General features: G+C 56.4%; 16 protein-coding genes. 8 read left to right on the top strand and 8 right to left on the bottom strand.

From position 1 onward, the window contains the following. Positions 1-26 precede the first annotated feature (26 nt). Both ACFC5L_RS11150 and ACFC5L_RS11145 read right to left on the bottom strand, forming a co-directional pair. On the bottom strand, positions 27-1,643 hold the full coding sequence (locus ACFC5L_RS11150; RefSeq protein WP_375202863.1) for a class I adenylate-forming enzyme family protein: 1,617 nt from the start codon (positions 1,641-1,643) through the stop codon (positions 27-29). 134 nt (positions 1,644-1,777) lie between these two features. Beyond that, a complete protein-coding gene (locus tag ACFC5L_RS11145; protein WP_375202864.1) occupies positions 1,778-3,847 on the bottom strand; it encodes a M13 family metallopeptidase in 2,070 nt (689 codons plus the stop codon). A gap of 256 nt (positions 3,848-4,103) precedes the next feature. Here ACFC5L_RS11145 and ACFC5L_RS11140 point away from each other — a divergent pair, with 256 nt between their 5' ends. From ACFC5L_RS11140 to ACFC5L_RS11130, 3 genes are read left to right on the top strand one after another with little or no spacing between them, the layout of a single operon-like run. Further along, the gene (locus ACFC5L_RS11140) at positions 4,104-4,631 is read left to right on the top strand and encodes an adenine phosphoribosyltransferase (protein ID WP_375202865.1); all 528 of its coding nucleotides are present in this window, start codon (positions 4,104-4,106) and stop codon (positions 4,629-4,631) included. Positions 4,632-4,667: 36 nt separating this feature from the next. Continuing rightward, entirely contained in the window at positions 4,668-5,228 is a 561-nt protein-coding gene (locus ACFC5L_RS11135; RefSeq protein WP_375202866.1) for an NnrU family protein, read from the top strand. 13 nt (positions 5,229-5,241) lie between these two features. After that, on the top strand, positions 5,242-6,060 hold the full coding sequence (locus ACFC5L_RS11130) for a substrate-binding periplasmic protein (RefSeq protein ID WP_375202867.1): 819 nt from the start codon (positions 5,242-5,244) through the stop codon (positions 6,058-6,060). 13 nt (positions 6,061-6,073) lie between these two features. Here ACFC5L_RS11130 and ACFC5L_RS11125 read toward each other — a convergent pair whose 3' ends face one another. Next, positions 6,074-7,003: a TauD/TfdA dioxygenase family protein gene (locus tag ACFC5L_RS11125; RefSeq protein WP_375202868.1), complete on the bottom strand. Its 930-nt coding sequence runs from the start codon at positions 7,001-7,003 to the stop codon at positions 6,074-6,076. 170 nt (positions 7,004-7,173) lie between these two features. Between ACFC5L_RS11125 and ACFC5L_RS11120 the strand changes: the two genes are divergently transcribed. Further along, positions 7,174-7,518: a hypothetical protein gene (locus ACFC5L_RS11120; protein WP_375202869.1), complete on the top strand. Its 345-nt coding sequence runs from the start codon at positions 7,174-7,176 to the stop codon at positions 7,516-7,518. A gap of 867 nt (positions 7,519-8,385) precedes the next feature. Here the strand turns inward: ACFC5L_RS11120 and ACFC5L_RS11115 are convergent. After that, the gene (locus tag ACFC5L_RS11115) at positions 8,386-9,534 is read right to left on the bottom strand and encodes a DUF2971 domain-containing protein (protein ID WP_375202870.1); all 1,149 of its coding nucleotides are present in this window, start codon (positions 9,532-9,534) and stop codon (positions 8,386-8,388) included. 8 nt (positions 9,535-9,542) lie between these two features. Beyond that, positions 9,543-12,473 (bottom strand): excinuclease ABC subunit UvrA, encoded by a 2,931-nt coding sequence (gene uvrA, locus ACFC5L_RS11110; protein WP_375202871.1) that lies wholly within the window; start codon positions 12,471-12,473, stop codon positions 9,543-9,545. A 192-nt stretch (positions 12,474-12,665) separates the two neighbouring features. Here uvrA and ACFC5L_RS11105 point away from each other — a divergent pair, with 192 nt between their 5' ends. The 3 genes from ACFC5L_RS11105 to ACFC5L_RS11095 all read left to right on the top strand — a co-directional run bounded on the left by ACFC5L_RS11105 (position 12,666) and on the right by ACFC5L_RS11095 (position 14,480). Then, complete coding sequence (locus tag ACFC5L_RS11105) at positions 12,666-13,130, top strand: single-stranded DNA-binding protein (protein ID WP_375202872.1); 465 nt, start codon at positions 12,666-12,668, stop codon at positions 13,128-13,130. 136 nt (positions 13,131-13,266) lie between these two features. Continuing rightward, positions 13,267-13,680: a hypothetical protein gene (locus tag ACFC5L_RS11100; protein ID WP_375202873.1), complete on the top strand. Its 414-nt coding sequence runs from the start codon at positions 13,267-13,269 to the stop codon at positions 13,678-13,680. A gap of 512 nt (positions 13,681-14,192) precedes the next feature. Then, entirely contained in the window at positions 14,193-14,480 is a 288-nt protein-coding gene (locus ACFC5L_RS11095; protein ID WP_375202874.1) for a hypothetical protein, read from the top strand. 4 nt (positions 14,481-14,484) lie between these two features. Here ACFC5L_RS11095 and ACFC5L_RS11090 read toward each other — a convergent pair whose 3' ends face one another. Then, positions 14,485-15,468, bottom strand: coding sequence for an NAD-dependent epimerase/dehydratase family protein (locus ACFC5L_RS11090; protein ID WP_375202875.1), 984 nt, complete (start codon positions 15,466-15,468; stop codon positions 14,485-14,487). Between the two features lie 45 nt (positions 15,469-15,513). Then, positions 15,514-15,966: a GNAT family N-acetyltransferase gene (locus tag ACFC5L_RS11085; protein ID WP_375202876.1), complete on the bottom strand. Its 453-nt coding sequence runs from the start codon at positions 15,964-15,966 to the stop codon at positions 15,514-15,516. Between the two features lie 117 nt (positions 15,967-16,083). Between ACFC5L_RS11085 and ACFC5L_RS11080 the strand changes: the two genes are divergently transcribed. Continuing rightward, on the top strand, positions 16,084-17,043 hold the full coding sequence (locus ACFC5L_RS11080; protein ID WP_375202877.1) for a hypothetical protein: 960 nt from the start codon (positions 16,084-16,086) through the stop codon (positions 17,041-17,043). Between the two features lie 8 nt (positions 17,044-17,051). On the opposite strand, the gene ACFC5L_RS11075 is transcribed toward ACFC5L_RS11080, so the two are convergent. Then, positions 17,052-18,476: a hypothetical protein gene (locus ACFC5L_RS11075; RefSeq protein WP_375202878.1), complete on the bottom strand. Its 1,425-nt coding sequence runs from the start codon at positions 18,474-18,476 to the stop codon at positions 17,052-17,054. Between the last annotated feature and the right edge of the window lie 87 nt (positions 18,477-18,563).

Raw genomic sequence — 18,563 nt, 5'->3', positions numbered from 1 at the left:
GTCGTGACGGCTGGCTTAACAACTTGTTAAGCGCTCAGGCCGTTATGCTCGCCACGCTCGAATTGCTCGCGGAGCTTGAATTTCTGGATTTTGCCAGAGCCCGTCAGAGGCCAGGCGTCCACCCAGATCCAGAAAGCCGGTGTTTTCTGTGGTGACAGGCGGTCGCGAATGAAAGTCTTGAGTTCTGCTGGCGCTGGTTTTTCACTAGCGCTGCAACGCATGAAACAGGCAACCTGTTCGCCCCATTTCTCGTCGGGAACGCCGACAACAGCCACTTCGTCGACGGCGTCATGCTCCAGCATTGCGTTTTCTATTTCCGCTGGAAAGAGGTTTTCGCCGCCGCGGATGATCATCTCCTTGACCCGCCCGGTAATTTTCACATAGCCGCGTGCGTCCATAGTCCCCAGATCTCCCGTATGCAGCCAGCCGTCTTCGTCAATGGCGGCGGCCGTCGCCTCGGGATTGTCATTATAGCCAGTCATGACGAGATAGCCGCGACAACAGATTTCGCCTTGCTCGCCAATGGCGCAGACCGAATTATCCGCCGGATTGCGGATCGAGACCTCCGTGTGAGGCAGGGTTTGGCCGATCGTCCGGGTTAGGTCCTCAAGACTATCGTCATGCCAGGCCTGGGTAATGACCGGTGAGGATTCCGTCTGGCCGTAGATGATTTGAATCGGCGCGCCCAGCACCTCGCGCGCTTTTTTACACAGCTCCGGCGCCACCATGGCGCCGCCGGACATGATGCGTTCCGTCGCCGAGACGTCGCGTCCTGATTTTTGCACTTCATCGATGAGTGCGACCAGCATGGTCGGCACGCCGAGAATGAATCTCGTTTTCTCGCGCTCCATAACCTTTGTGATCATTGCAGGATCGAACATCGGCGCTAGAAGCATTGTCGCGCCCACGCCAAGGCCGCCGAGCGCGAGAATGGCGCAGCCAGTTGTATGGAATAGAGGCATATTGTGCACGAAAGCGTCGCCGGCTTTAACGCCGCCGCGAGTCATCGTGTCGATTCCGTTTCGCACAAGGCCATTGTGATGAAGAAGCGCGCCTTTGGGAAAGCCCGTTGTGCCAGATGTATACTGAATCTGCACAGGGTCGTGCGGCTCCGGGTTGCGTAAGGCGCCAACATCTTCCCCGGCATATAACGCAGCGTGGTCCGTCAGCAAAATACGATGCTTTATTTCAGAAATTTCATCGCATACGGCGTCCGCAATTTCCTGCATTGGGTTTCCGCGGAATTCTTTCACATAATAAATCGCTTCTGACCGTGATTGTTCGAGGACATATTTCAGTTCGCGCTTTTGATAAGCAGGATTGACGGTGACGAGAATGACTCCCGCGAGGCCGCAGGCGAGCTCAAGCAAAATCCATTCGGGCGCATTGTTGGCGTAAACGGCGACGCGCGCGCCTTCTTCGTGGCGGCTCGCCAATGCGCGCGCCAAGCGCTCGGCGTCAAGCAGCAGTTCCGAATAGGTCCATGTTCTTCCAATGGCGCCGTCATAGTCGAGTTCGTTCAGCGCCGGCATGTCGGGCGCCGCGCATGCTGAGCTGCGCAACATTTGACCAATGGTGACTGAAGCGGGTTCAGGCCCGTCTTGAGCCGGACAATAGGCTTCGGTGAGCGACAGATCGTACATTGAGCGTTTCCCGGTTTTCGTTGAGTTTTCTACGAAGAAAAAAGCTTGGCAAGTTAAACCGGTAGTATTCTGTAGCGAAATGAAAAAGCCCCGGATGTACCGGGGCTTTCACTGTCTATTGTTAGGGTTTTGACCTACCAGATCTGCACTCTGTCATCGGGCGGAAGGTATAGCGCATCTTCCTCGGTGACGTTGAACGCTTCGTACCAGGCGTCCATATTCCTGACGACGCCATTGACGCGGTAGCGTGCAGGGGAGTGGGGGTCGGTCGCCACCTGGTTTTTCAAAGCTTCTTCGCGATTGAGGCGCTTCCACACCTGCGCCCAGGCCATAAAAAACCGCTGATCGCCTGTATAACCGTCGATTACGGGCGCTTCTTGTCCGTTCAGCGAAAGTTTATAGGCGTGATAGGCCATGGCGAGGCCGCCCACATCACCGATATTTTCACCCATTGTCAGCTCGGGATTGACGAAGAAGCCAGGCACCGGCTCGTATGCTGCGTATTGTGCGCCCAGCTTGTCAGCGAGCACCTGGAAGTTTGCTGCGTCCTCTTCCGTCCACCAGTCGCGCAACACGCCGTCGCCGTCGGATTTGCGGCCTTGATCGTCGAAACCATGCCCGATTTCATGACCGATCACGGCGCCGATGCCGCCATAGTTCACGGCAGGGTCTGCGTTTGGGTCGAAGAACGGCGCCTGAAGGATCGCCGCCGGAAATACAATTTCATTGCGTGGTGGAGAGTAATAGGCGTTTACGCGTTGAGGATTCATGCCCCATTCGGTCTTGTCCACCGGTCCGCCAAGCCGTGAAATCGACCAGTTCCATTCAAACTCATTGGCGGTCACCGTATTCTCGTAGGCTTGATCTTCGGTGACGGCCAGGTCTGAGTAATCGCGCCACTTATCTGGGTAACCGATTTTTGGCGTGAATTTGTCAAGCTTGGCATGGGCCTGCGCCTTGGTCTCTTCGCCCATCCAGGGAAGCGTATCGATGCGCGCTGACAGGGCTGTTCTGAGATTGGCTACAAGGTCCTGCATTTGTTCTTTGGATGAAGGCGGGAAATATTTCTCTACGTAGACTTTGCCGACCGCTTCACCCATGGCGTTGTTCACTGCGGCGACGCCGCGTTTCCAGCGTTCGCGTTGCTTCGGCGTACCGCGAATTTCGGTCCCGAAAAACGCAAAGCTCGCCTCGTCAAGCGCAGATGGCAACACCGCAGAATTGGCGTTGAGAAGGTGGAATTTCATGTAGGCTTTCCACGTTTCGACCGGAGTATCGGCGAAGATTTTTGCAAGTTTCTGGATCGCGTCGTCTTCGCGCACGACAAAGCCGCCGACATCGCCTAGACCGGCGGCGGTGAACGCTGCATCCCACGGCATCTCCGGCGCAAAAGCTTTCAGCTCTTCGCGCGTCTTAAAATTATAGGTGAGATCGCGATTACGGCGTTTGGCGGGCTCCCAATGGGCCTCCGCCATCTTTGTTTCGACATCCACAATCGCCTGTGCCTTCGCGCCTGCGTTCTCCACGCCGGCGAGAGTAAGCGCTTCCTCAACATAGGCGAGATATTTCGGCCGTTTGTCTGCGAATTTGTCGTCGAGATAATAATCGCGGTTCGGCATACCAAGACCGGCCTGCGTGAGATAGACCGCATATTGTTCGGTCTGCTTGGAATCGACGCCGACAAATGCGCCGACGGGTGAATTCGCGCCAATGCGTGGGTTTCCAAGCAACGCTGCAATGTCTTCGTGGTTTTGGGCTGCGTCGATTGTTGCGAAGTCGTCAGCGACGACGTCAAACCCTTTTGCATCTATGGCGTCGGTGTTGAGGAAGGCGGCGTAGTAATCACCGATCTTTTGTTCCAGAGATCCGGAGCGCGCATTGCTTGTGGCGGCGTCTTCGATGATTGCCTTCACACGATCTTCCGATCGTTCAAAGAGGACCGTGAAAGAACCGTAGCTAGAAAACTCTTCCGGAATCTCGAATGTATCGAGCCATTTGCCATTCACATAGCGGTAAAAATTATCGCCTGGATCGACCTCTGGGTCGATGTCCGCGAGCTCGATGCCGAAATCGCCGAGCTCCGGCGCCATTGCGGTTGTTGCAGTTTCGGATTTGCCGGCGTCCGGGCCTGATTGCTGGCCTTCATTTTGTCCGCAGGCCGCCAAGGCAAACGCGGCGACGCCGCACAATAAAAGTCTTTTCACGGGTGATCCTCCTCGCGTGAATTCCGGTGATCTTTCAGAGATAGCGTATTACGCCCTGTCGCCAGTCTCGCCAATTCGGATAAAAGGGCAAGTTTCGAGGGATAAAGCGAGCAATATCAGGGATGAAGCGTTGTTTCCTTAGCCTGTGGCAAGAGGCGAATCTGCTGCAATGCAGCGCTTGCCCGCGAAAGGCGATTCCGCCATGGTCTGCGGCGGGGCGCGGTAAGGCCCTGGCAGCGCGGCGCGGAAGCATTTTATGGATTTGAAGACGGTTATTCGCACGATCCCCGACTATCCGAAAAAGGGGATCATGTTCCGGGACATTACGACCCTCCTGACGGATGCAAGAGGCTTTCGCCGCGCCGTTGATGAACTGGTTCAGCCGCTGGCGGGCCAGAAAATCGATAAGGTCGCGGGGATCGAGGCGCGCGGCTTTATCCTCGGCGGCGCCATCGCCCATCAGCTTTCTGTCGGATTCATTCCAATCCGCAAGAAGGGCAAACTCCCCTACAAGACCATCACAGAGTCATACGAACTTGAATATGGCGTTGATGAAGTTGAAATTCATGTTGACGCTGTTGAAAAAGGGGATCGTATCTTGCTCGTTGACGATTTGATCGCAACGGGCGGCACGGCGGGCGCGGCCATCAAGCTTCTGGAGCGCGCCGGGGCTGAGGTTATGTTATGTTCTTTCGTTGTCGATCTGCCCGACCTTGGCGGCGCTGACAAATTGCGAGCGCTAGGAAAAAAAGTGACGGCGCTTGTTGAGTTCGAAGGCGAATGATCGCCTTTGCGCCATCAATATAAGAGGAAACGATAAATGGCGCTCTTTCTGCTGGGACTCATTATCTTTTTTGGCGCGCATTTGTTTTCAGGCCTGATGCGGGGCCCACGCGCGGCGGTTATCGACAAAACAGGCGAAATGCCCTATAAAGGGCTCTATTCCCTGATTTCGATTGCCGGTTTTGTGCTTATCGTCATGGGTTGGAAAGCAGCCGATGCGAGCGTCATCTATGCGACGCCTTACTGGCTGCGGCACGTTACTCATCTGTTGATGCTGATCGCCTTCATTCTATTGGTGGCGGCCTATCTGCCGGCAGGCAAAATCGCGGCGGCGGCGAAGCATCCCATGCTGGCGGGCGTAAAAATCTGGGCCTTTGCCCATTTGCTGGTGAATGGCGAAGTACGTTCCATCATACTATTCGGATCGTTTCTCGCCTACGCCGTGATCGACCGGATTGCTGTTAAGAAGCGTGGCGAAACAAGCCGCGCCGCAGGCCCAGTGATGAACGACGTGATCGCTGTTTTCGTTGGCGGTACGGTATTCGCCGCCATCGCGTTTTACGGCCATCAATATATTGCTGGCGTCGCCTTGTTTTAGGGAAAAGGTCGAGATGAAAAAAACTTTGCTCGCCATTGCGGCGTGTTTGTTTGCCGGAAGCGCTGCGGCGGCGGATTTCGATGAGATCAAGGCGCGTGGAACATTGCGGGTCGCTGTTGCGGCTTTGTCGCCTTTCGTGATCAAGGCGGAGGATGGAACCCTTTCCGGTTTTGAGATCGATTCAACACAGGCGCTGGGCGAAAAGCTTGGCCTCGACATTGAATATGTGGAGAAGCCTTTCTGCGATCTCGCGGAAGCCGTTCTTTCCGGTGAGGCGGATATAATTGCATCCGGCTATTCCAACATGCCGGAAAGGCGCCGGCTTCTGGATTTCTCGTTGCCCTATCACGACACGGAATATTTTCTCATCATGTCTCGCGCCAAGGCGAAAGAGGGAAAGACCTTGCGTGGCATGAACCGCCGGGATATCTCCATCGGCTTTCAGCATGGCGGCGTGTCCGGCATGGTCGCCAATGGCGAGTTTCCGGGTTCCGACCTCAAAGGCTATTCGTCTTTCACGCAGATACTCGAAGCGCTCGCCGCTGGCGATGTCGACGGCGCCGTCCTGTTCGAGCCTTATCTGGATATGGCGAAAGAGCTTGACGGGGTGAAACATGTCATTCCCCACGAATTCGCCCTGACACGGACCATCGAAGCCTTCGCTACCGATCAGGACTCCGCAGCGCTTCATGAAGCGCTGAATGAATGGGTGATTGAAAAGGATCTTGCCGGTTATTGGGACGAGCTCGAAGAAAAGTGGTTCTCCGACGCTTACGCCATCGCTTCGGCGCCGCCGCCTTACGCTTGTCCCGCTGCGACGCCGGTTCAGTAAGGAGCTTGATCGCCTAAGCCGGCGCCTCGCCTGCAATCGTTGTGCGATAAAGCTCGCGGCGATGGCCGTCATAGTCGTTGAACGCCTGGTGAATCGAGATGCGATTGTCCCATACGGCGAGCGTTTTCGGCGCCCATCTGAGACGGCAGGTGAAGGCTGGTTGCGTCATATGCGCTGTAAGAAACGTCATCAGCGCTTCGGCCTCTGGCGGCGTCATCCCTTCAAAGCCAATCGTATAGGACGGGTCGAAATAAATTGACTTCTCGCCGGAGCGCGGATGGGTGCGGATCAGCGGGTGGAAATTGCCTTTGACCTTTCGCACAACCGCTTCGGGCAGGTCGTTCGTTCCGAGGCCCTTGAGTTTCGCCAGCTTTCCCACGGGACTGTCATCGGCCTCGCCATATTCCATGGAGCTCTCAAAAGCGCGTTTCATGGACATGTGCGTGCGCAGCGGCGCGAGCATGTCTTTCATCACATCGGAGAGCGTTTCATAGGCGAGCACCGTGTTCGCCCAGATCGTGTCGCCGCCATAGGGCGGAATTTCGACGCCGTATAAAAGCGCGATGGCCGGCGGGTTCACCAGAAACGGCCCGTCCGAATGCCAGCCGGAACCGAAAATGTGTTTGCCCCTGGCGTCCGCCTCGCGCACCAGCGGCTGAATGTTCAAATGTCCCGGAATGCCGTCCGTATAGGCGTCCTCCGCCCACTCGCCGAACCGCATCGAAAACGTCTCATGCTGTTCATGGGTGAGGTCGACGTCGCGGAAATAGATCATCTTGTGATGAAACAGCGCATCCTCGATCTCCGTGAATTGCGCGTCCGACATGCCAGCGAAATCGGCGCCCCTGATTTCTGCGCCCATAGCGGCGGCGAGCGGGTGGGCGGTGATGGTTTTATAGTCGCGCGCGTGATTGTAGAACTGGCCGGTGGGATGAATAAGCATGGGGCTTCCTCAAATGGGTCCCGCCATTTTCGCCGGATTTCGTCACATCGCAATGCGGCATGGGGAACCGGGAAGGGCGCGACGGCGAATTGCAGGCCCGGCGGAGCTGGGCTAGCTTCGCCGCATCAGGGGCGCGCCTAGCGGCGATCCGGCGACAGGGGATGCGACGAATGAAAGAGGCCTTGCGATTTTCAGTCATGGGCGAAGATGACAATGTCTATGAGGTGTCGATCGAGCGCGATTGCGACGATCTCGGCAATCTCCAGGCGACATGCAGCTGCGGCAAGGCGCTGGAGGGAGAAATCTGTTCCCACCGCTTTGAAATTCTCGAAGGCGGCACGGCCAATATCGTCTCTGAAAATCTTGATGATGTGCATGCGCTGCGCAAATGGATTCGCGGCTCCGATATCGAAGTCGCCATGCAGGAGCTTTCCAAGGCGAAAACCGAATTGATGCTCGCCCATGAAAAAGTCGCCCGCTGCCGGGCGCTCCTCGCCAAGCGGATGCTGGATTAGGGCGCGAGCGCGCAAAGCCCCATCAGACATGAACAATTGTCACCGCCTTTCGGGTGAAAGCGAGTGGATAAGGGTGGAGAGGCGGCGCGGAACGTGAAACATCCTCATCGCTTTGTTGAAGCACATGGACGCATCGCGTCCCGCGCCAGCGGCGTTTTATCGGACCGGCGGGCCCGGCCGTAATGACGACCCCTGACGGTTTTTACGCGCCAGAGTTAAGCCGCCAGAAAGCCCGGGCTCTGCGACCGGCGAGGCCCGCCTCTTTCCGTTGCGGCTGCTCGCGCCCCGAAGGGGCGAACCGCCAAGAGGCGAGGGCTTCACGCGCCGCATCCGGACCGAAAGGAAACGGCAGGCCTTCCGCCTCTCCATGTCCGGAGTGCGCGTACTATAAGGCCAAAAGAAAAGTGGTGAAAAATTATCCACGGGATCCGGAATGGCCTTATACTGTCGCGCGCCCCGTGCGGTCCCCCGTCATCTCAATTGCTCCGACGCCAGCTGCCGTCATCCCGTGCGCTGCGCGGCATGAAATGACGCGCTGCAGACACGGGATCGCTATCGAGGTTGCGCTTTGTCGAGAGAGATCCCGGATCTGCGCAGCAACATTTCATGTTGCAGCGCGTCCGGGATGACGATGAGGGTATTATTCGCGCAAGCTTTCAACCCCCATCCCCTCGCTGCGCTCGGTACTTCCCCCGTAAACGGGGGAAGAGGGAGCTTCCTGCGGTTTTAGCACTCCTTCTCCTCCCCCGTTTACGGGGGAGGTGGCCCGAAGGGCCGGAGGGGGCGTTGTCAGCATGCACCGCAATGTTAGTCGGATCGCACAATTTGTAAGGGGGCCTCGGCCCGCCTACGGCAAAGTAGAGACTGCTAACTTCTGAGAGGGGCTTTAGACATCTCTACCCTTACATCACTGTATCCATTTTCCAATAAATACTCTTTAACGCCTTTGTATAGGGTGTCTGTATTGCTCGGCCCTATAATGACTTCTTTAAGAGGAAGCAGTTCTGGATAACTGTCACGAAGACCCAATCGCACCGTATCCCGCGTGGTAATGTATGGAACAATAGATCCGTTAGCGATTCGAAATCTTGGACTTATTCTGTCTTTCTTTAAGCTCGCAAGCAGGTAATCATATTCCGAATAAACGAGTCGAAATTCCTTTTCATCTTTGAAAGCAGGGTGCTTTAACAGAGCCGCTTGCGACAAAATATGATGACCGCCATTTTCATAGAGTTCATCAACCCTTCCAGGGGACCATATGCAATCTTGTTTGTAAGCCGAAGCGGTCAACTCTGCTGACAATTTCAAAGATTCTAATTGTGTTTCCTCGTCATATATGACTTCACCATCTCGACCGCCGCCTTTGTATCCGAATGAAACCGCAGGAAAATACTCAAAGCCTAAACAAATTGGTCCATAACCACGCCACTGACTAAGGCTATCTCGGTCATATGAGAAAGAGGCAACATAACTTCTATGCTTTTCAGATTCAGAGAACTTCAACCAGTCATTGAAGAGCTTAATGACGTTTTCTCCGTCACGCTGTGCTATTTCAAGATAGACTTTTTTTGCTAGTTCGATGCCGTATCGAAATTCATATTTATCGTTCAAAAAGTCAGGGTCGCTAAGCCATATTTCCCCAGACTCAATTATCCCCATAAATCCTGCTAAGGAAGTATAATGATATATAATGGGCAGTGTAGTAGATCTGTTGCTCCAAGTAACAATATTTCGTCGTGCCAATTCTCGGCCAACTAATCGATCTAACCATAATAAACGAAATGGATGATCAGCATCTTGCCATACATAAGTAAAATGGCCGTCACCGTATTCCCATTTGTCCCGAAAACTAACTTTGGGGTCAGAGCCTGAGAAGTATTCCACCTCAATTTCGTCGGCATCTACGCCATTAGGACAATTGGGCCAAGCGCAAGGGAAAGGGGGAAAATCTACATGCTCTTCACACACCATTCCTGTTGCATGACTATAGGCAACTCTCTTTCTTTTCTTTGACATAGCCTAATCTAAGCCACCTTCCGTTTCACCGCCTTTTTCTTCGTCGCGGTCTTCGTCTTCGCGGCGGCGGTTCTGGCTGGCGTTTTTGATTTCTTCTTGAGCAGCGGCTTCAGGAATTTGCCGGTGTAGCTGCCCGGGGTCGCCGCCACATCTTCGGGCGTGCCCGCCGCGACGATCTCGCCGCCGCCGTCGCCGCCCTCAGGCCCCAGATCGATGATCCAGTCGGCCTGTTTGATGACGTCGAGATTGTGTTCGATGATGATGACGGTGTTGCCGTTCTCTGTCAGCTCCTGAATGACCTCCATGAGCTTGCGCACATCCTCGAAGTGGAGGCCGGTCGTCGGCTCGTCCAATATATAAAGAGTGCGTCCCGTGGCGCGCTTCGATAATTCCTTCGACAGCTTCACGCGCTGGGCCTCGCCGCCGGACAGCGTCGTCGCCTGTTGCCCGATCTTCACGTAAGATAAGCCGACGCGGTTCAGGGTCTCCATCTTCTCGCGGATCGACGGCACGGCCTTGAAGAACTCGGCGCCTTCCTCGACCGTCATGTCGAGCACGTCGGCGATGGACTTGCCCTTGAACTTCACCTCCAGCGTTTCGCGGTTATAGCGCGCGCCCTTGCAAACGTCGCAGGTGACATAGACGTCGGGGAGGAAGTGCATCTCGATCTTGATGACGCCGTCGCCCTGGCACGCTTCGCAGCGCCCGCCCTTGACGTTGAAGGAAAAGCGCCCGGGCTTGTAGCCGCGTGCTTTCGATTCCGGCAGGCCGGCGAACCAGTCGCGGATCGGCGTGAAGGCGCCCGTATAGGTCGCGGGGTTGGAACGCGGCGTCCTACCGATGGGCGACTGGTCGATGTCGATCACCTTGTCGAAATGTTCAAGCCCGGTGATCTTGTCATGTTCGGCGGGCGCGTCCTTACTATTATAAAGTCTGCGCGCCGCGGCCTTGTATAGGGTCTCGATGGTGAGGGTCGACTTGCCGCCGCCGGACACGCCGGTGACGCAGGTGAGGAGGCCGACAGGCACCTCCGCCTTGATGTTTTTGAGGTTGTTGGCTTTGGCGCCGGTGATCTTGATGGTCTTCTTTTTGACGAATGGCCGGCGCGTCGAGGGCACAGGCACTTCGCGACGCCCGGCGAGATAATCGCCGGTGAGCGATTTCTTCTCGTTCATGATGTCCTTGACCGCGCCCTGCGCCACGATCTCGCCGCCATGAACGCCGGCGCCGGGACCGATATCGACAACATGATCGGCGGCGCGGATCGCGTCTTCATCATGCTCGACGACGATCACCGTGTTGCCGAGGTCGCGCAGGCGCACCAGCGTTTCGAGAAGCCGGGCGTTGTCGCGCTGGTGAAGGCCAATGGACGGCTCGTCCAGCACATAAAGAACGCCGGTGAGGCCGGAGCCGATCTGCGAGGCGAGGCGGATGCGCTGTGACTCGCCGCCCGAGAGCGTGCCCGATGCGCGGTTCAGGGTCAGATAGTCGAGGCCGACATTATTAAGGAAGGAGAGGCGCTCGCGGATTTCCTTCAAGACGCGAACCGCGATCTCCTTTTCCTTCTTGTTGAGCTTGGCTTCGAGGCCGTCGAACCATTCGCCCGCCTTTTTGATGGAGAACTCCGTGGCGTCGGAGATGGAAAGCCCAGCGATCTTCACCGCGAGGGCTTCGGGTTTCAGCCGCTGGCCGTTGCAGGCCTCGCAATGGGTGACGGACTGGAAGCGCGACAGCTCCTCGCGCACCCAGGCCGAATCCGTCTCGCGCCAGCGCCGCTCCAGATTAGGGATCACGCCTTCGAAGGGTTTCACCGTTTCGAATTTGCGCGCGCCGTCGGCATAGATGAATTTCACCTCTTCTTCTTCAGTGCCGTAGAGAACCACATCCTGCGCTTCCGCCGGAAGCTCCTCCCAGGGCACGGTGATCTTGAATTTATAATGCCGGGCCAGCGCCTGCAGCGTTTGCGCATAATAAGGAGAGGTGCCCTTGGACCAGGGCGCGATGGCGCCATTATTGAGGGCGAGCGCGCCATCGGGCACCACCAGCTCCTCATCGAAGATCATTTCCGTGCCAAGCCCGTCGCATTGCGGGCAGGCGCCGGCGGGCGCGTTAAACGAAAAAAGCCGCGGTTCGATCTCGTCAATCGTAAAGCCGGAGACAGGGCAGGCGAATTTCGCGGAGAAAATGCTGCGTTGCGGCGCGCCTTTTGCGTCTTTTTTATCCGCTGACTCCGCAATCGCGATGCCGTCGGCGAGTTCCAGCGCGGTTTCGAAGCTTTCCGCGAGGCGCGATTCAAGCCCCGCTTTGATGACGACGCGGTCGACCACCACTTCAATATCGTGTTTCAGCTTCTTGTTGAGTGCGGGGACATCGGCGATTTCGTAATACTCGCCGTCGACCTTCACCCGCTGAAAGCCTTTCTTCTGAAGCTCGGCGAATTCTTTCTTATATTCGCCCTTGCGGCCGCGAATGATCGGCGCGAGGAGGTAAAGCCTCGCGCCGTCGCCCTCCGCCATCAGGCGGTCGACCATTTCCGTCACCGTTTGCGATGAAATCGGCTCGCCCGTCGCCGGCGAATAGGGAACGCCGATCCGCGCCCAGAGAAGACGCATATAGTCGTAGATCTCGGTGACGGTGCCGACGGTCGAGCGCGGATTGCGCGATGTGGTCTTCTGTTCGATGGAAATCGCGGGAGAGAGGCCGTCGATCTGGTCCACATCGGGTTTTTGCATCAATTCGAGGAACTGGCGCGCATAAGCGGAGAGACTTTCCACATAACGGCGTTGCCCCTCGGCGTAGATCGTATCGAATGCCAGAGACGATTTGCCGGAGCCCGACAGTCCGGTCATCACGATCAACTCGTCGCGCGGCACCTCCAGCGTGATGTTTTTCAGATTGTGTTCGCGCGCGCCGGCGACGCGGATTGTTTTCGAACTCATGTGGATGATCGTCTCTTTATATATAGGCGTTGGGGAAATCGTCTTTCGCGTCTCTATATATCGACGTTGACAGCAAGAACAAGATGTGAACACCTGTCGCGCGCAGATGGTTCTTTCTTGGGGAGAACCAATCATTGAGCGCGCGCCGAATCCGCGCGATGAGCTCAGCAACGAAGATTTCAGGAGAGTGATATGGCAGGCAGCATCAACAAGGTCATTCTGGTCGGCAATCTCGGCGCCGATCCGGAAATTCGCCAAACGAAAGATGGAAAGTCCATCGCCAACCTCTCTGTCGCCACATCTGAAAGCTGGAAAGACAGAAATACCGGCGAACGCCGTGAAAAAACCGAATGGCACCGCGTTGTCATCTTCAATGAAGGTCTTGCGCGTGTTGCAGAGCAATATCTGCGCAAAGGATCGAAAGTTTACATCGAAGGCCAGCTGCAAACGCGCAAATGGCAAGGCCAGGACGGCAATGACCGCTATACGACCGAAGTTGTGCTGCAAGGGTTCAACTCAAATCTCACGATGCTTGATGGAAGAAGCGGCGGCGGAAGTTTTGATCGCGACTCAAACCGCGATGGGGGCGGAATGTCCGAACGAGGAGGGTCTTCAGGCGGACAAAGTTACGAGTTAGACGACGACATTCCGTTTTAATCGCGAAAAAAACGCCAAAACGAATCAAAAAATGCAAAAAAATGCGCATGCATGCGTTTAACAACGCATGCATAGAATACTTTTTTAGTAAATTGAGTTATGTTTTCGCTTTCGACACATGATTCGGAGGTGAACCATGGCGGTCAAAAGAAAAACGACCAAGAGAAAAGCGGCGAAAAAAACCGCGAAACGTAAAACTGTAAAGCGTAAGACGACGAAGAAAAAAGCGCCGGCGAAGCGTAAGGCTACAAAACGCAAAACCGCCAAGCGCAAGACGACGAAGAAAAAAGCCACAAAGCGTAAGACGACGAAGCGCAAAACGGCCAAGCGGAAAACCACCGCAAAGAAAAAGGCCACCAAGCGTAAGACGACCAAGCGCAAAACGGCTAAAAAGAAGACTGCAAAGCGGAAAACCGCCAAGCGGAAGACAGCTAAGCGGAAAACCGCTAAGCGCAAGACGACGAAGCGGAAAACCGCTAAGCGTAAAGCGCCTGCCAAGCGGAAGACTGCTAAGCGCAAAACGGCCAAGCGCCGCACCAAGCGCAAGTAAGCGTCTAACGCTAACTAGGGCGCTAGCTTCTTGATCTTACAAGGGTTTTCGCTCCGCCGCTCGCGCAAGACGTGTTTTGAAGCGTGTCATGAGCGCAAATAGAGGGGCTATTCATCGGGCCGGCGTATCGCCAAGTAAACGGGCCGATGGCAGGCGGGGGGCGCTCCGCAAACAGAATACCGGACGCATTATGCGTTTGTAGAAATAGAATTCAGCTGTTCCAGATCTCATGATCAGCAGTTGCTTTTCGCCAAAAGCCCCGGCGCAGATACCGCCGGGGCTTTATTTTTGTGCTTTGTTCCGGCGCCGTTATCTTTTTTCCTTGACCTGCGCGTATGAGTTTTGCTGGCAATCCCGTGTCTGCGCCGGTCAGCAATACTAAAAAGCGGCGCCTTTAGTATTTCATCGATCTATTTCCACAAAATCCTGTGTGTTGCGGCGATAGCGATCGCGCCGTTTTTTCGCCGCGCTTATACTATTGAATAAACATGTCCAAAGCGGGGAGAGACATCATGGAGTTCCAATCTCACATCACCGTTCAGCCGATTTCAGTGAAACTGTTTCGCATTGCAGCAATCATCCTGTTCAGCGGAGCTGCATCCGCATGCGCAACCCAGCATCATATTGTGCATGAATGGACGGCGCAGGGATATTTAACGCCCGGTCCAGCCGGTGAGCCGGAAATTATCGGCGTCTATGACAATGAAGCCGATTGCGTCGCGGCCGGCGAAGCCTGGATGAGCCGCCAGGTCGTCGGCAATCCGGTTTACGCCGACTGCCTGCCTGTAGATCACGACTGACCGACTATTCATCCACGGGAAACGGCCCGTCCTCAAAGACTTCGTCGTGATAGCCTTTCTTGCCGATTTCGTCTTTGAGCGTGCTGAACGGCTTTTCATCCCGCTTCAGGCGCTCCAGCGCAGTGAAGAAATCGGTTTGCGGCGTCCAGCCGAGTTCTTTACGGGCGAGATCGTTCACATAGAGCCGGTCCAGCGCATCAAACATGCGCCAGCCGCGACGGGCATATTCATCTTCATAGTCGGCATAGCGGCGCAAGGCCGCGGCGGCGTCGCTGCCCAATTCATCCAGATCATCGGGAGAAAAAGGCGTCGTCGCGCTGATGATATAGCGCCCGAAACCGATCCGGGCTGCCTGTTCCAGCGCTTTCAAATGCGCTGACACGACGTCGGCGATGTCGACACGCCGGTAAAGCAGCTCGTTCACCTTGGCGTTAAGGTCTTCGTAACCGTCGCGAATAGAGGCGTTGTCGTCCTCCTCCGGGAAAAACCGGGAGGTGCGCAGAATGATGCAGGGGAGTTTGTGTTTCTTGTGAATGAGCCGGCAGATATTTTCCGCTGCGAGCTTGGTGACGCCGTAAATGTTTTTCGGAATTGGCGCGAGGTCTTCGGTGACCAGCACGGCTGGCGATCCCGGGGGTGGGCGCATGGCCTCGCCGAAGGTGCTGGTGGTGCTGGTAAAGATGAAGCTTTGAACGCCTTCGTGAACGGCCGCTTCGAGAAGATTGAGCGTGCCGGTCACATTGACATCAATGAAATCCTGCATCGAATGCGTCGCAACATGCGGTTTGTGTAGCGTCGCGGTGTGCAGGACAGCGCTTGCGCCATTCATGATGCGCCGGGCGAAATCTGCGTCGGCGATGTCGCCGACATGTTGCGTGAAGGGGCCGGGCTTAATGTCGGCGCTAATAAGGGCGCGCTCCTCAGCCGTGAAGGTGCGGCAGAGCGCTTCGCCGAGATGGCCGGATGAGCCGGTGATAAGGATCGTCATGGCCGGTTTTTTGCCCGCGCCATGATGCGCGGTCAATCAACCTGTTCACAAAGTGATGCGCAGGCGCGGCAGGGTGCGCCCGGGAATGGAGCCGGAAGGCGATACGCCGTCATCAACCGCGCCCATGCGCCTGTAAAATGCGGCGGCGTCAGGGTCGGCGTCAATGCTCATAACCTTGGCGCCGGCGTCGCGCGCCTGGCGCGCCGCCCAGTCGAACAGCGCGCGGCCGATCCCGGCGCCGATGAAATCGGGATGCACGTATAGCTTGTCGAGTTCCGCCGCGGCGCCCTGAAGCTGAAGCTGCGCCATACCCGCCAGTTTTCCGCCGTCATCGGCGATCTGAATTTGCGCGCGGGCGAAATCGGCGGGGCCGATGGTCAGTTCGTCCCGGCAGGCGTCCATGAAGGCGGCGTCATATCCCCAATACGCCTTGGAGATCATGCAAAGCTCGGAAAGCGCAGGGGCTTCTTCGGGGCGGGCGGGGCGGAGTGTGATCATTGCGGATTACTGCAACAAGCGGCCAATATTGTGACATTCGTATTCTTTGACCCTTCATAGTAAAGGTATAAAAGAAAAAGCGATAGTTTCAGGGATGAAACCGAGGGGAGAGATCGCATGAAGTCCTTTTGTTCCATATTGGCGGCAGCGTTCGCTGCGTCGTGTTTTGCCGGCGCGGCGTCGGCGCAAGGCCTTCTCGATCGTCTTCAGGGGTCGAAAGACGCGCATGTGGTCAAAGATACCGAGTTTCGCATGATCGGTTGCGAACTGACGCCCGATCGTTCGGCGATCTGCAGGCTCGAAGTGACAAATAACTATCGCGATAAAAAGATTGAAATCTCACACGGGATTAAGCTGCAGGATGATCTGGGCGATGAATATCCGGTTCAGCAAGGCGGCTTCGGCACGAACACCTCCCGCCCGAAATGGGATCAGGTGGCCATCGCTGATTCCACCTATCAGCTGACGGTCATTGCGGCGAATCTTTCAAGCCGGGCGACATCGGTGCGCGCTGTTGTCTTTCCCCGCATTCTCGTTCGCACGCCGCAGGGGCAGGCTTTGGGCTATACCGATCAGGTGGTCTTCGCCAAACCGAAAATGATGACGCCGGAGGAGCCGGCGGTTGAAATGGCGGCGGCGACCACGCCAGCCGCCGCGGAACAGTCTTCGCCCGCGCCCAAGCCGGCGCAAGAGCAAAAGCAACCGAAGACGCCGGCCAAGAAAGCGGTGCAAGTTTCCACAGCGGCAGAGCCGTCATTTCCCACAGGCGATTACTGGATCGTTCTCGGTCTGTGGGATTACGACGCGGTCGATGGTCAGCAATTGCCTGCTAACGGCTTTGTGCTGCGGCCCGTCTCCGGCAGCAATCTTGGCGTCAGATGGTCGGGCCATCTTGAACTTAAAAATCACCAGTCGCTTGCCCCAAGGGTTCGCACGCTCTGGCCCGTCTCCGTAAATCCCGCGCAACGGAAAGTCTGTGCGAATTATCCGGATTATCCCACCTATGAAGCCTATATCGACATGCCCGGCGCCGGCGCGGACGGGACCTATCATGTGTCGAATTGTAATTCAGGATAGGCGCAATCTCAGGGCCGCTCTTTGAGGATCCGGTCCATGATGATGTCCCGGCCGCTCGCATAATCGCTGAATGTCGGCGCCATCATGACGCCCGGTTCAATTGAGCCGGCCGGCACTTCATGAAGAATATTTTGCGTGAAGCAGTATTCATGCTTGCCGGTGCAGCCATCTTCCCAGTCATGGTATCCGGTGGCGTAACTGATGCGATAGTCTGAATTTGGCAATTCAAAGGGAAAGCCTGTTTCCGCCCAGAACTGCGCATGATCGCCCATGGGCTGACCAATGATAACGGCCTGATCGCCGCCATAATATTTGAGGAAGGCGGCCGTTACGAGCGCAGCGGAAAATGTCTGGGGGCTGGTGATGATGTAAAGCTTGCCGTCGCTGTTTAGCGTTCCCGGCGCCGCTTTCACAAAGTCGAGCACCTTTGTGTAGTCGCCGCCGGGGCTCAGCCGCAGATCGACCGCCATGAAAGCATATCCGCCCTCCGGCGCGTCATTGATGACGCGCTGAAACTGTTCGAGAACCGGCGTTTCCTCTCGCTGGAGAAGCAATTGAGGGCGCAGATATACGCCGCCATGAAGATGTTTCACCAGAAAGTTTTCTTGCGGCGTTTCGAGATAGAGCGGCGCTCCGCCATCGCTGAAATCTAGGACGCGCGCCCAGGCGCCATCTTCGCCGGGCAAGTCATCGCCGCGCAAACTCATCCATGGGCGGCGAATGGGCAGCGTTTCCTGACCCTGCTCCTTGATGGCGGGCAAGGTGACGCTGCGGGGTTCTCCGGCGTTGTCGAGGACAGTCAGGGTCAGTTCATCCGATGAGGCGGCAAGTCCAGCCGCATGCATCAATTCGGGCGACTCCATGATGTGGACGCCATAGAGCTTTCGAAATTGCGCTGCGCCGCCGGTATAGACGCCGAGGGCGGCGTTGACGCTCTCGGGGGTGCGGCCTTCGACGCCGGTCACCCTGGTCCCAACGAGATCGGCGAAGGTGTTTTCCGCCCGCACAATATAAAGCCCGTCGGCGAACCAGTAGAACCGGACCCCCGCATGGTTGAATTGACGATAGGTCGGGGACTTGCTGGCGTTGGTGTGACCGTTATCGCTGATCGCGGCGGCCTTTGAGACGTCGAGATAGAATTCTGCGTCGCTCATTTCCCCCGCCCGCGCCGCCATGGCGTCGAGATGCGTGTTGAACGCCTCGACCTCATCGGCGGAAAAGCTGCGGTCGTATTTCGTTAAGTGGCGAAGGAACCGGATGTCCTGTTCCTGCGCTGCGGCGCGGTCGGCGGGATCGCCATAAAAGGGCGGCAGAATGAGCGGGCTGTAGGTCAGGATCTGGTTGACCAACTGCCAGTTGGCCGCGACGCCGCCAGCCGTTGCAAGCACAAGAAGCGCGAAAATCGCACCGATAATTTTGAAAAACAGTTTCATTGCCGCCCCGCCTATCCTCCGGCGTATTCTTCGCCGTTCAAGAGAAGGGCGAGCCTAGGCGGCCGCTCCGGCGCCCGCCAGCCGGAT

This window comes from Hyphococcus sp., from assembly GCF_041986965.1.
Taxonomy (GTDB): Bacteria; Pseudomonadota; Alphaproteobacteria; order Caulobacterales; family Parvularculaceae; genus Hyphococcus.
Note: the sequence above shows the minus strand (reverse complement) of the source record. Positions and strands in the feature narration are given on the sequence as shown.

Excerpts from the sequence above, each read along its gene's own strand:
- ACFC5L_RS11150 (WP_375202863.1), bottom strand. The coding sequence starts at position 1,643 with ATGTACGATCTGTCGCTCACCGAAGCCTATTGTCCGGCTCAAGACGGG.
- ACFC5L_RS11140 (WP_375202865.1), top strand. The coding sequence starts at position 4,104 with ATGGATTTGAAGACGGTTATTCGCACGATCCCCGACTATCCGAAAAAG.
- ACFC5L_RS11135 (WP_375202866.1), top strand. The coding sequence starts at position 4,668 with ATGGCGCTCTTTCTGCTGGGACTCATTATCTTTTTTGGCGCGCATTTG.
- ACFC5L_RS11130 (WP_375202867.1), top strand. The coding sequence starts at position 5,242 with ATGAAAAAAACTTTGCTCGCCATTGCGGCGTGTTTGTTTGCCGGAAGC.
- ACFC5L_RS11125 (WP_375202868.1), bottom strand. The coding sequence starts at position 7,003 with ATGCTTATTCATCCCACCGGCCAGTTCTACAATCACGCGCGCGACTAT.
- ACFC5L_RS11120 (WP_375202869.1), top strand. The coding sequence starts at position 7,174 with ATGAAAGAGGCCTTGCGATTTTCAGTCATGGGCGAAGATGACAATGTC.
- ACFC5L_RS11115 (WP_375202870.1), bottom strand. The coding sequence starts at position 9,534 with ATGTCAAAGAAAAGAAAGAGAGTTGCCTATAGTCATGCAACAGGAATG.
- uvrA (WP_375202871.1), bottom strand. The coding sequence starts at position 12,473 with ATGAGTTCGAAAACAATCCGCGTCGCCGGCGCGCGCGAACACAATCTG.
- ACFC5L_RS11105 (WP_375202872.1), top strand. The coding sequence starts at position 12,666 with ATGGCAGGCAGCATCAACAAGGTCATTCTGGTCGGCAATCTCGGCGCC.
- ACFC5L_RS11100 (WP_375202873.1), top strand. The coding sequence starts at position 13,267 with ATGGCGGTCAAAAGAAAAACGACCAAGAGAAAAGCGGCGAAAAAAACC.
- ACFC5L_RS11095 (WP_375202874.1), top strand. The coding sequence starts at position 14,193 with ATGGAGTTCCAATCTCACATCACCGTTCAGCCGATTTCAGTGAAACTG.
- ACFC5L_RS11090 (WP_375202875.1), bottom strand. The coding sequence starts at position 15,468 with ATGACGATCCTTATCACCGGCTCATCCGGCCATCTCGGCGAAGCGCTC.
- ACFC5L_RS11085 (WP_375202876.1), bottom strand. The coding sequence starts at position 15,966 with ATGATCACACTCCGCCCCGCCCGCCCCGAAGAAGCCCCTGCGCTTTCC.
- ACFC5L_RS11080 (WP_375202877.1), top strand. The coding sequence starts at position 16,084 with ATGAAGTCCTTTTGTTCCATATTGGCGGCAGCGTTCGCTGCGTCGTGT.
- ACFC5L_RS11075 (WP_375202878.1), bottom strand. The coding sequence starts at position 18,476 with ATGAAACTGTTTTTCAAAATTATCGGTGCGATTTTCGCGCTTCTTGTG.